We start from the raw sequence: 11,544 nt of genomic DNA, 5'->3' as shown, positions 1-11,544 counted from the left end.
CCTTTCACGCGGTGAGCAGCGCGCGCAGTGCCGCCCGCTGCGCACGACCGGCGGAGGCGGTGCGCAGCGTGGGCGCGGAGCTGATGAGCAGGCGGGTGTACGGGTGCTCCGGTGCCGCGATGATGTCGCGGGCGGTGCCGACCTCGACCAGTTCGCCCTGGTAGAGCACGGCGATCCGGTCGGCGATCCCGGCGACGGAGCCGAGGTCGTGGGAGATGAACACGAGCGCGATGCCCTCGGCGCGCAGGTCCTTGAGCAGTTCCAGGACCTGCACCCGGTTCGCGGCGTCGAGCGCGCTCACCGGTTCGTCGAGGATCACCAGCTTCGGTTCGGTGATCAGCGCCCTGGCGACGGCGACGCGTTGCCGCTGCCCGCCGGAGAGCTCGCTGGGCAGCCGGGGGAGCAGGTCCTCGGTCAGGCGGACCTTGACCAGGTACTCCCTTGCCTTGACGACGGCTTCCTCGCGGCTGATCCCCTTGACCAGCAGCGGTTCCACCACCGAGTCCACAATGGGCAGATCGGGGTCCAGGCTGCGCAACGGGTCCTGGAACACGTACTGGACCACGCCCCGGCGCCGCAGCGACCGCCACTGCCGGTTGCCGTACCCGGTGACGTCCTCGCCGTCGATGACCACCCGGCCCGCCGACGGCCGCACCAGCCCGAGCACGGCGCGCGCGAGGGTGGACTTGCCGGAGCCGGTTTCCCCGATCAACCCGACGACCTCGCCCCTGGCGACCGACAGGGAGGCGCCGGAGAGTGCTTGGCGGTGTTGCCCTCGACGTCCATAGTGGACACTGAGGCCGCTGACCTCCATGACCGTCATGATCCCTCCCGCGCGAGGAATCTGTCCAACCCATATTGCTCGTGTTCGTCGATGAGCAGCCGGGTGTAGTCGTGCTGGGGGTGGTAGAGCACACGTTCGGTCGGGCCCTGTTCGACGACCTCGCCCTCGCGCATCACCAGAACCTCGTCGCACAGCTGCGCGACCACGGCCAAGTCGTGCGAGACGACCACCAGTGCCAGGCCTGCGGTGTCGCGCAGGTCGGCCAACAGGTCGAGGATCTCCGCCTGCACGGTCACGTCCAGCGCGGTGGTGGCCTCGTCGGCGATGAGCACCCGGGGATCGGCCGCGATCGCGGTGGCGATCAGCACCCGCTGCAGCATCCCGCCGGAGAGCTCGTGGGCGTACTGGCCGTAGACCAGCTCCGGGTCGCGCAGGTGCACAGCGGCGATCAGCTCGATCGCCCGCCGCTTGGCCGCGCGGCGCCCGAGCCCCTTCTTCACCCGCACGACCTCGGCGATCTGCGGCCCGACTTTGATCGACGGGTTCAGGTAGGACGCCGGGTCCTGGAACACCGCGCTGATCGTCGAGCCGCGCAGCGCCGTCAGGCCCGCCGGGGACAGCGCCGCGACGTCCTCGCCCGCGACGTGGATGGCGCCGCCGGCGACCTCGATGTGCTCCGGCAGGATGCCCAGCACCGCCCGGCAGGTCAGCGTCTTGCCGCTGCCGGACTCGCCGACGATGCCGACGACCTTGCCCGGGGTGAGCGAGAAGCTGACCCCCTTGACGATCTCGCGACCGCTCACCTGGTCGCGGATCCGCACATCGCGCACCGCCAGTACGGGATCGGTGGTGGTGGGCCGGACGGGGGTCTCGGTGAGCGTGGTCATGGTGTACCTCCGGCGGCGAGCTGGTTGGCCTTTGCCTTGCGGGAGTTGACGAGGGCGCGTCCCGCCTCGCCGGAGACGTCGCGGATGGCGTCGGCGAGCAGGTTGCTGGCCCACACCGTCGCCATGATCAGCAGCGCTGGCACGAACGGCGCGGACGGCCGGTAGTCGAGGTAGCCGAGGTCGGAGGCCAGCAGCCCGCCCCAGGTCGGCTCCGGTGGCTGCACGCCGATGCCCAGGAACGACAGGCTGGAGACGATGATGAACCCGACGCCGAGCGTCTGGGCGAGCGCGACCGCGATCGGCGGCAGCACCTTCGCCCACACGTGCCTGCGCACGACCCACCCGAGCGAGGCGCCGGAGATCAGCGCCGCCTCGACGTACTGCGACCGCGCCACCGCCAGCGTCGCCGCCCGCGACACCCGGTAGAACAGCGGTGAGACGAGCACCCCGGTCACCAGCATCGCCTGCGTGATCCCGTTGCCGAGCAGCGCCGTCACGGCCACCGCGAACAGCAGGAACGGCAACGCGATGAGGGTGTCGGCCACCCGCAGGGTCAACCACTCGAACACCCGCCCGAGGTACACCGACAGGATCCCCGGGATGGCGCCGACGACCAGTGCCACCAGGGTGACCTCCAGAGCGCCGACCACGCTCACCCGCGACCCGTCCAGCAGCCTGCTGAACACGTCGCGGCCCAGGTAGTCGGTGCCCAGCCAGTGCGCGGCCGACGTCCCGGCGAGGGTGTTGTCGCTGGTGGCCAGCGGGTCCTGCGGGGCGAGCAGCGGGCCGAAGACGGCCAGCAGCGCGATCGCGAGCAGGATCCCTACCGAGATCCGGCCGGACACGAGGGACAGCACACGGCGGACCACGCCTCACACCCCCCGCTGCGAGGCCGGGGTGACCCGGCCGAGCACGATGTTGATGAGCAGGTTGAAGGTCACGACCATGGCGACCGACACCACGAGCACCCCCTGCACGGCGGGCACGTCGCCCGCCTGGGCCGAGTCGTTGGCGAAGCGGCCGAAGCCCTGCAGCCCGAAGACCCACTCGGTGACCACGGCGGCGCCGACCAGCGACGGGAACTTGATGCCGAGCGTGGCCAGCGCCGGGCCGGTGCCGTTGCGCAGCACGTGCCGGAAGAAGATCCGGCGCGGGCTCAGGCCGCGCACCAGCGCCCCGACCACGTAGTTCTCCCGGTAGGCCGAGACCAGCCCGGTGCGCAACTGCCTGGCGACGTCGGCGACCACGTCGAAGCTCAGCGCCAGCGCGGGCAGGATCACGTGCGCCAGCCAGGGGCCGACCCCGCCCTCCGCCAGCGGCACGTACCCGCCGGAGGGCAGCAGGTCCAGCCCGACCGCGAAGATCTCCACCAGCACGATGCCGACGACGAACGCGGGCATCACCGAGATCACCGTGACGAACCCGGTGATCGCCCGGTCGAGCAGCGTGCCCGGCCGCAGCGCCGCGAGCGTCCCGAGCCCGAACCCGATCAGGGTGCCCAGCACCAGGGCCAGGACCGCCACCGACAGGCTGACCCCGAGGCCGAGACCGATCAGGGTGGAGATGTCGGCGCCGTTGACCCAACTCGTGCCCAACTGCCCGTGCAGCACGCCGCTGAACCAGTCCCAGTACTGCACCAGGAACGGCCGGTCCAGGCCCCACTGGCTCTCGATGTTGTGGATCGCCTCGGGGGTGGCGCTCTCGCCGAGCTGGATCCGCGCAGGCGAGAGCCCGCTGAGGGCGCGCAGCGCGAAGGTCACGAAGGTCGCCACGAAGAACACCGGGATGAAGATCGCGACGGACCGGCCGAGGACGCCCAGCACCCGCACGGTGCCCCGGCGGGCCCTGGCCGCGCGGACCGCCGCGCGACCAGGGGCCGGTAATGCCAGGTCAGCGGCCATTGATCCGCACGCCCGTCCAGTCGATGTGCGCCGGGTTGGCGGGTAGCGCCGAGATCGACTTGCTCTTGGCGAGCAGGTTGGGCGCCGAGTAGGTGAACACCAGCGCCCGGCTCTCCAAGCCCGCGCGGGTCGCGGCCCGCAGCGCCTCGGGGTACTCCGGCGAGTCCAGCGGTGTCTGCCGCACCTTCGCGACGGCGGCCTCGAAGCCCTCGGGCTCGTAGGGCGTGCTGAGGTTCAGCGGGCCGTTGGGGCCGAAGTGCGCGGTCAGCGTCTGCACGGCGGAATCGCGGCCGGTGGTGCCGTAGACCGACACCGTGAGCTCCTTGGCGAAGAACGGCTTCGACCAGTTCTTGTCGACCTTGATGGTGAGGGTGATGCCGACCGCGGCCAGCTGCGACTGGATGATCTCCGCCGCGGGCGTGGCGTCCGGGATCACCAGGTCGAGCTTGATGTCACCCGGCTTGAACCCGGCCTCGGCCAGCAGCTGCTTGGCCTTCTCCTGGTCGTAGGGCCAGCGGTTCTTCGAGGTGGGGTCGTAGGCGATGTACTTCTCCGGGAACGGCTGGTCGGTCGCCTCGCCGAGGCCGAAGGTCAGCTTGTCGACGAACTCCTTGCGGTTGACCGCGTGCCGCACCGCGTCGACGACCTTGGGGTTGTTGAACGGCGGCTTGTTGACGTTGAGGCTGATGTTGGCCGCGTTGAAGCCCGGCTGCACGAACACGTCGAGCCCGGCTTTCTTGGCCGCGTCCGCCTGCGCGGGGGCCAGGTCGGCGAAGTTGTAGACGCCGGTCTGCAGCCCGGAGACCACCGTCGAGGCGTCCGGGGCGGAGACCAGCTCCACGGTGTCGATGTGGATGTTGGCCGCGTCCCAGTAGTCCGGGTTCTTCTTCAGCACCACCTTGGTGCCCGGCACCAGTTGCGTGACCACGAACGGGCCCGCGCCGACCGGGGTCTGGTCGAGCTTCGCCGGGTCCTGGGCCGCCTTCGGGCTGGCCACCTGCAGCACCCGCTGGCCGAGCAGCTGCGGGATCTGGTGGTCGACCTGGGTCAGCGTCACCACGACGTCCTGGCCGCTGGCGGTGACCTCCTTGATGGAGGTGAGATCGCCGAAGAGCGCCGAGTTCTTCTGCGTCTTGGCCCGCTCGATGGCCGCCTTGATCGCGGCGCCGTCGACCGGCTCGCCGTCGCTGAACTTCAGGCCCGCGCGCAGGTGGAAGGTGACCTGGTCGCCCGCGGTGTTGTACTCCCACTTCTCGGCGAGGTCGGGCACCGCCTTGCCGGTCTCGTCCGTTCTCGTCAGCGACGCGTAGACCAGGGACAACAATCTGAACTGGGCGCCGCTGCCGCTGACCACGGGATCCCAGTGCGTCGGGAAGTACGACGAGGCCCACTTGAGCGTCGTCGGACCGGACGCGGCCGCGGACGCGCCGCCGCTGCCGCACGCGGTGAGGGTGGACGCCAAGGTCGCCGCGATGGCGAGAGCGAGGGTGGCGCCGCGCAAACGGCGGGCGGTGGTGCGCACGGACATGTCCTGTCTTTCTCTTCGGGAGTCAGGGCTGGGTGTGGGGATCACGGGACGAGGGCGGGGGTGGGTTCGTCGGCCTGGACCGCGTGCTCGCGGGCGGCGGTGTGGCGGTTGGCCGGGATCGGCAGCCCGAGGTTGCCGCGCAGGGTGGTCGACTCGTACTCGCTGCGGACCACGCCGCGCTCGCGCAGGATGGGCAGCACCTTCTCGGTGAACAGGGCGAACTCGCTGGGCGCGTTGACCATCACGTTGAGCCCGTCGAGGCCGCCCTGCTCGAACCAGAGCTGGATCGTGTCGGCGACGGTCTCCGGCGAGCCGACGAACGGTGAGCGGCCCGCCGCGCTGAGGTGCTCGACGACCTGGCGCAGCGTGAAAGCGTTGTCCTTCGCCAGCTTCGTGATGCCCTCGGCCTGCGTGCGGAAGCTGCGCTCACCGAGGTGGGCGACATCGGGGAACGGGGCGTCGAGGTCGTACTGGGTGAAGTCGTGCCAGCCGAAGGGGCGGCCGAGTTCCTTGAGGGCTCGGTCGAAGCTCTTGGCGCCGAGGCGGGCGTCCTCCTTGGCCCTGGCCTCCTCGTCGGTGTCGGCGATGATCAGGCCGATGCCGGGCAGGATCAGCACGTGCTCGGGGTCGCGGCCCTTCGCCGCGGCGCGCTCGCGCAGCTCCGTGCGGAACGCCTGCGCCTTCTCCAGGGTCGGCGCGTGCGTGAAGATCACCTCGGCGATGGCGGCACCCAGGTCGCGGCCCTCCTCGGAGTCGCCAGCCTGGAAGATGACCGGCTGGCCCTGCGGTGAGCGCTCCAGGTTCAGCGGACCGACGACGGAGAAGTGCTCGCCCTTGTGGTTGAGCGCGTGCTGCTTGCTCGGGTCGAAAAAGGTGTTCGACTCCCGGTCGCGGGGGAAGGCGTCGGCCTCGTAGGAGTCCCACAGGCCCTGGGCGACCCGCACGTGCTCGTGCGCGCGGCCGTAGCGGGTGGCGTAGTCGTAGTGCTCGTCGCGGCTGTAGTTACCGGCGGTGCCCGCGTCGCCACTGGTCACCACGTTCCAGCCCGCGCGGCCGCGGCTGATGTGGTCGAGGGAGTAGAGGCGGCGCGCCAGGTTGAACGGCTCGTTGTAGGAGGTGGTGGCCGTTCCCACCAGACCGATGTGTCGCGTGTGGACGGCGAGCGCGGACAGCAGGGTCAGCGGTTCAAGGCGGCTGAGGTAGTGGTGCGGGGAGTTCTCGGTGATGAACTGGCTGTCCACGATGAACACCAGGTCGAACTTGGCCGCCTCGGCCTCCTTGGCGCGGGCGATGTACCAGTCGATGTCCACACTGGCGTCGGCGGGGATCTCGGGGTTGAGCCAGGTGTTGTGCTGGCCGGGGCCGCCGACCCCGAGGAGTACGGCGCCCAGTTTCAGGGTGCGACGGGACATGGTGATCCGTTCTCGTGTGGGCAGGCGTGACCGCACGCCCACGGGTCGGGGGCGTGGCGGAGCGGGGGGCGCGGCCCTGATCAGGGCGGCGGGGCGGGCTGCGGCCGCGGGAGATGGGGCGATCTAGCGGGTGGGCGAACAGATCGCGGTGCCACAACGGGCGTTGTCCAGCCAACGGCGGCAGGTGAGCAGGGGGCTCATCGCGGCGGTCGGCTGGTTCATGGCTCCGAGCATGACCGCTGCGCGCAAGGGTGTCCAACGATGTTTCATGATGCGGATACATCGCGATCGGTGATAGGTGCTCGGGTAGCTTCCAGAGCATGGCGAACGTCATGGACATCGTCCCGCTGCGCAGCCTGGTCGCGGTGGCCGACCGCGGCGGCTTCCAGCGCGCCGCCACGCACCTGCACCTGAGCCAGGCCGCGGTCAGCCAGCACGTGCGCAGGCTGGAGGCCGCCACCGGCAGGCGCTTGGTGGAGCGGGTCGGCAGGCGCTCCCGCCTCACCGCAGACGGCAACCACCTGCTCGGCTACGCCCGCCAGATTCTCGCCCTGCACGACGAATCCCTCCGCGGTTTCGGCGTCGAGACCGAGGCCACAGTGGCGATCGGCTCGACCGAACACGCCGCCGCGCAACTGCTGCCGCCGCTGACCGCCGCGCTCGAGGCGTGCCTGCCCGACCACCGGGTCCGCTTCCGCCTCGACCGCGGTACCGCCCTTCGCGAAGCCCTCGCCGCGGGCCGCCTGGACCTGGCTCTCCTGCTCGGCGCGACGGACGACCCCCGCGCCACCCCGGTCGGTGAGCTGGAACTCACCTGGTACTCAGCCCCCACCTGGACCCGTCCCACCGGCCGAGTCCCCCTGGTCGCCTTCGACAGCCCCTGCGCGCTGCGCACCAGCGCCCTCGACACCCTCGCCGCCCACGACATCCCCGCCGAGATAGGCGCCGAAGCCACCCAACTGGCAGGCGTCCACGCCGCCACCACCGCGGGCCTGGGCGTGGCGGTCCTGGCCACCCTGGGCAGCACCCCCGAAGGCCTCACCCCCCGCACCGACCTACCCCCTCTAGCTCCCCTCCCGCTCTACCTCTGGCACCGCCACGGCCTACCCCAAGAAGTCACCACCCACGCCATAGCCTCCACCCGCCAACTCCTCCAACCCCCACCCCAACTGGCCCGAGGCGCCTGAACCCTGTCGTACTGACGGGCCGCGCTCTGCGCAGACGCAGGACCCGGCTGGTGGTGTCGCGGCACAGCCACGAACCGGCGCCTCAGCGGTAGCGCAGTGGCATCGACATCCCCCTCGCCTGTTCCCACGCCGAGTTGTAGACGCCCCGGCAGATCCAGAACAGGTCGCGCGGCCACGGCGCCGACTCCTCGATCAGTTGCCCCCCAACCAGATGCGTCGCCACCCAACCGCGGAGCATCGGTTCGCAGATGGCCTGACACGGCGCGCTCTGGCACACGACCACCAAGCCCGCGCCGTCCCTGGCCGCGGCGGGCAGCGCCAAGGCCTCGGCCTCCAGGACCGCGAGAGCTTCCTGCTCCGCATGCGGCACATCGTCGATGTGCTTGTTCCCCGTGGCGAAGCCGTACACGGCGCCCTCGCAGTCGGTCAGCGTCATCACCGCGTTCTTCGTCTGTTGGATGACCGCTTTGAAGAACCCGAAGCGCTGGCTGTTCACCTTCGGCAGTGCCGCCGGAGGGCGGTGCGCGAAGAAGCGCCGTGCGTTCTCCGGAAGGTTGGCGAGCATCAGGTCGTGCACCAACATCCTGAGGTTGCCGACATCGGGAGCCTGGCAGTCGCGTCGGCGTGTGTCATCCCTGCCTGCCTCACGGGCGCGGGGCGTCGCGGGCGCTTGCACGTTCGATGCCAGCACCGCGGGGAACGCGCCAACCACATCACCGATCGGCGTATGCGTCGGCACGGTCACCGTCGGCGGCGGCGAGACGGGGGCGAGATCGGTCGCACTCGCGTCCGAGGCGTTCACGTACACGTAGTAGGCGAGCGCACCCACCGCGACGACGGCGACCACCGCGATCCCGACCGTGACCGTGCTGCCGATCGCGATCGTGGCGAGCAGTCCACCGCCTTCTGCCGCACCGAGGAACCCCATGATGGTGGCGCCTCCGGCCATAGCCAGTTGTTGCGGTTGCCGCTGTACGGACCCGACCAGCCCACTGACAGCTTGATTGCCCGCCTGCCGTTGTAATGCGATCAGGTGCGGGGGACCGCTCACCGGACCGGCGGAGCGCGTCCGGACAGGCTGCGCGGACGGCGGCACGCGCGGGCGTTGATCATGTCCGAGCATGGCTGTGAACCTGCCCGGATACTTTCCCGGACGACAGAGGCTTCCGGGTGGGCACGAGTGCGATCGTCCTCGCCCGGTCGTGCAGCCATACAGCTGGCAGAACCCGTTCGGACCTATCCCGCCCGCTCACCCCCGCCGTGCGGTCGGATGATCCAACCGGACGTGATGCGCCGGATGGAACACCACGCTGGTCGTGTCCAGCAGTGGACGAACGCCGAATGGCAGGGGAGATCGGCCCTGCCATTCGGCGGTGGTCGCTAGCCCGCCTCGGCGGTTTTGTCCTGAGTGGACGTTGGCCATCTCATGTCTAGTTGGTGTTCGAAGGTGACATAGCCCGCTTTGGCGAAGGAGGCGGCCATGGGGGTGTTGCCGAGGTCGGTGGAGGCTCGGATGCGGGGGACGTTCTGGGCGGCGAGTAGGCGGGTGCCCGTGGTGAGCAGGTCGTGGATGTAGCCGTGGCCGCGGTGGGCCGGGGCTACGCCGATGTAGGCGATGATCGGGTTGTAGCCGTTGTGGGCTGGGATGACGAAGCCGACCGGGTCGCCCGTGGGGAGGGTGGCGATTCGCCACCACTCGTGGGGGCTGGGGTAGCGGAGCAGTTCGTCCTCGTACTGCTCCTGCGCGGCTTCGCGGGCGGTCATGCGGGTGAGGTCCTCACGGCTGTGGGCGTCGAGGGTGCCGTCCATGACCAGGGTCATGAGGTCGATCAGCTCGTCCGGGTGACCGACCGGTCGGAACGCGAGGCGGCCGCTGGACGGGGCGATGGGTGTGCCGGGGCGCCATTCAAGGCGTAGGCGTTCGACGAAGAGGGCGGCGCCCGCGCGTTCCAGGACAGCGGTCCTGGCCTCGACTGCCTGCCGGGTGAGTGGGTAGTCGCGCCAACTCGCGGGGAGTCTGCGGCTGTACTCGGGTGGCGTGGCACCTGGCGGGACGACGGTGGGGAGCGCGGTTGCCAGCAACCGCAGGCCGTCCTCGTCGTCCTCGACGTCGAAGAAGTCCATCAGCAGCGGGTGCTGGTCACCGGGGCGCGACCACCAGCCCGCCCTGGCCACCACGCGACCACCGCGCAGGGCCACCCACAACCACTCCGGCCGCCGCCGCCGCGCTGCCAGGTCGTTGCGGATCTCGTCGTTGAGGGCGTAGGGGAAGGTGGTGAACAGGTCGAGTTCGTCGGGCCCGGTGATCGGGCGCAGGATCAGATCAGGGTGGTGCGAAGTCAAGGCGGATCTCCACGGGGAGTGCGCCCTGCCGCTCCGGTTCAGCTCGACTGGCCGTCCCGGAGGGGCACGAGCGCGGTGACGGTGTACATGGCTGCGCCCTCCTTCCTCGTAGGTTGGGGTGCCAGGTCTACCGGGCACGCCCCCCGCCCCGCAACCGGATTAGGCGGGGTGTCCTCGCGGGCGATGGCAGCGGCGATGCCGGGGTTGGGGGAAAGGCACATCAGGACCGCGCAGTCATCGCCGAGGTTTCCCACGCGAAGCCGTCCCGGTCGGTGAAGGTGCCGCCGCCGAGGGTGATCCGGTGCGAGCCAGTGCCGTCGTGGGTGACGCCCGCGTCCTTGGCGAGCGCCTTGCGCCGGTACAGCGCCAACTTGACCGGGCTCTCCCCGGTGTCGAACTCGACGTACACCCGGGCGAAGCTCTTCGCCACCGCGAGGTCCTGGTCCAGGTAGAACCGCTTGCTCGCGATGATGTCCGCGACGCCCAGCAGCAGGACGATGCTCTCCACCCGACCGGTAGCCGGTCCGGTGTCCTTCTTCGCCGAGGTGGTGACCTTCCAGATTGTGCCGTCCGGCACTTGGACGACCCCGCCGTAGCCCCACAGGGACTTGGCGGCGGGCTTGAGCACGGTCGCCCCGGCCGCGACGGCGGAGTCGACCAGCGCGTGGACGTCGGCGGGTTGGGCCACGATCAGCGAGAGGGTGAACCCGCGGAAGCCGGTGGTCGGCTCCTGCGAGGCCCGCAGCCGCAGGCGGTCACCGAGGCCGAAAGCCTCGGTGTAAAAGCGCTCGGCGGCTGCGGTGTCGGCCACCTCGAGGGTGATGCTGTCCAGTGAGGTCATGCCGACAACGCTAGATCCGGGCCGCTGACCAGCGCTTCTCCATTCGTGACCGGTCTCGGGGCGTGCCGGTCAGTAGTGCCGGATGCCGGTCATCAGGATCCGGGCCCACGGCGCGTCGACCTCGTCGGCCCGGATCGCGGTGAGCGTGTTGCACAGGAACCCCTTGGCGACGAAGTCCTGGATGGCCTCGTCGGACGCGCCGGACACCGCCCGCACGTACTCGACCTCGCGGGCGTAAGAGGCGCGGATCGCGTCGCGGATGGCGGGCTCGCTGGCCGCGCAGGTGGCTTGCATGAGGACCAGCAGCAGGTCACGGTCGACGATCAGTCGCGCGTAGGCCTCGCCGAGCGCCTCTAGTACCGCCGCCGGTTCGCTGCTCGTCGCCTTGGCCGCGGCGTCCGCGAACGCCTCTCGCATGCGCAGCGAGCAGTACTCGATCACGGCCACGAACAGGGCTTCCTTGTCCGGGAACAGCCGGTACACGTAGGCCTGCGAGATCCCCGCGGCTTTGGCGACCTCCGCGGTCGTCGTGCCGTAGTACCCCCGGGCGGCGAACGTCCCGATGGCGGTCCGCAGCACCACCTCGCGCCGCTCGCCCGCCGTGGAGAGCTGCCTACCCGTTGTCCGTGCCATGTGACTAATCATTCACTCACCCCAGGTC

Annotated in this window: 11 protein-coding genes; 1 reads left to right on the top strand and 10 read right to left on the bottom strand. The window is 70.3% G+C overall.

Annotated elements, in window-relative coordinates; genetic code table 11:
* Positions 1 to 4 precede the first annotated feature (4 nt).
* Genes JOD54_RS25735 through JOD54_RS25710 form a run of 6 tightly spaced genes read right to left on the bottom strand, consistent with a single transcriptional unit; the run spans position 5 to position 6,512 of the window.
* A complete protein-coding gene (locus JOD54_RS25735) occupies positions 5 to 823 on the bottom strand; it encodes an ABC transporter ATP-binding protein (RefSeq protein WP_204453984.1) in 819 nt (272 codons plus the stop codon).
* Positions 820 to 1,671: an ABC transporter ATP-binding protein gene (locus JOD54_RS25730; protein WP_204453982.1), complete on the bottom strand. Its 852-nt coding sequence runs from the start codon at positions 1,669 to 1,671 to the stop codon at positions 820 to 822. Before JOD54_RS25730 ends, JOD54_RS25735 begins: the two co-directional genes overlap by 4 nt.
* Complete coding sequence (locus tag JOD54_RS25725) at positions 1,668 to 2,540, bottom strand: ABC transporter permease (protein ID WP_204453980.1); 873 nt, start codon at positions 2,538 to 2,540, stop codon at positions 1,668 to 1,670. Before JOD54_RS25725 ends, JOD54_RS25730 begins: the two co-directional genes overlap by 4 nt.
* 3 nt (positions 2,541 to 2,543) lie before the next feature.
* Positions 2,544 to 3,572, bottom strand: a complete 1,029-nt coding sequence (locus tag JOD54_RS25720) for an ABC transporter permease (RefSeq protein WP_204453978.1) — start codon at positions 3,570 to 3,572, stop codon at positions 2,544 to 2,546.
* Positions 3,562 to 5,100 (bottom strand): ABC transporter substrate-binding protein, encoded by a 1,539-nt coding sequence (locus JOD54_RS25715; protein ID WP_204453977.1) that lies wholly within the window; start codon positions 5,098 to 5,100, stop codon positions 3,562 to 3,564. Before JOD54_RS25715 ends, JOD54_RS25720 begins: the two co-directional genes overlap by 11 nt.
* Positions 5,101 to 5,141: 41 nt before the next feature.
* Positions 5,142 to 6,512 carry an LLM class flavin-dependent oxidoreductase gene (locus tag JOD54_RS25710; RefSeq protein ID WP_204453975.1) on the bottom strand — a complete coding sequence of 457 codons (1,371 nt, stop codon included), beginning with the start codon at positions 6,510 to 6,512 and terminating at the stop codon, positions 5,142 to 5,144.
* Between the two features lie 320 nt (positions 6,513 to 6,832).
* Between JOD54_RS25710 and JOD54_RS25705 the strand changes: the two genes are divergently transcribed.
* Positions 6,833 to 7,699, top strand: a complete 867-nt coding sequence (locus JOD54_RS25705; RefSeq protein WP_204453973.1) for a LysR substrate-binding domain-containing protein — start codon at positions 6,833 to 6,835, stop codon at positions 7,697 to 7,699.
* Positions 7,700 to 7,781: 82 nt separating this feature from the next.
* Here the strand turns inward: JOD54_RS25705 and JOD54_RS25700 are convergent, their stop codons facing one another.
* The 4 genes from JOD54_RS25700 to JOD54_RS25685 form a co-directional block, all read right to left on the bottom strand.
* Positions 7,782 to 8,822, bottom strand: coding sequence for a hypothetical protein (locus JOD54_RS25700; protein WP_204453971.1), 1,041 nt, complete (start codon positions 8,820 to 8,822; stop codon positions 7,782 to 7,784).
* A 257-nt stretch (positions 8,823 to 9,079) separates the two neighbouring features.
* A complete protein-coding gene (locus tag JOD54_RS25695; RefSeq protein ID WP_204453969.1) occupies positions 9,080 to 10,042 on the bottom strand; it encodes a GNAT family N-acetyltransferase in 963 nt (320 codons plus the stop codon).
* A gap of 220 nt (positions 10,043 to 10,262) precedes the next feature.
* Positions 10,263 to 10,883: a VOC family protein gene (locus JOD54_RS25690; RefSeq protein WP_204453967.1), complete on the bottom strand. Its 621-nt coding sequence runs from the start codon at positions 10,881 to 10,883 to the stop codon at positions 10,263 to 10,265.
* A 69-nt stretch (positions 10,884 to 10,952) separates the two neighbouring features.
* The gene (locus JOD54_RS25685) at positions 10,953 to 11,516 is read right to left on the bottom strand and encodes a TetR/AcrR family transcriptional regulator (protein WP_204453965.1); all 564 of its coding nucleotides are present in this window, start codon (positions 11,514 to 11,516) and stop codon (positions 10,953 to 10,955) included.
* Positions 11,517 to 11,544: the final 28 nt, after the last annotated feature.

Source organism: Actinokineospora baliensis (assembly GCF_016907695.1).
Lineage (GTDB): Bacteria > Actinomycetota > Actinomycetes > Mycobacteriales > Pseudonocardiaceae > Actinokineospora > Actinokineospora baliensis.
The sequence above is the reverse complement of the archived record's forward strand: the minus strand, read 5'-3'. Positions and strand labels throughout refer to the sequence as shown.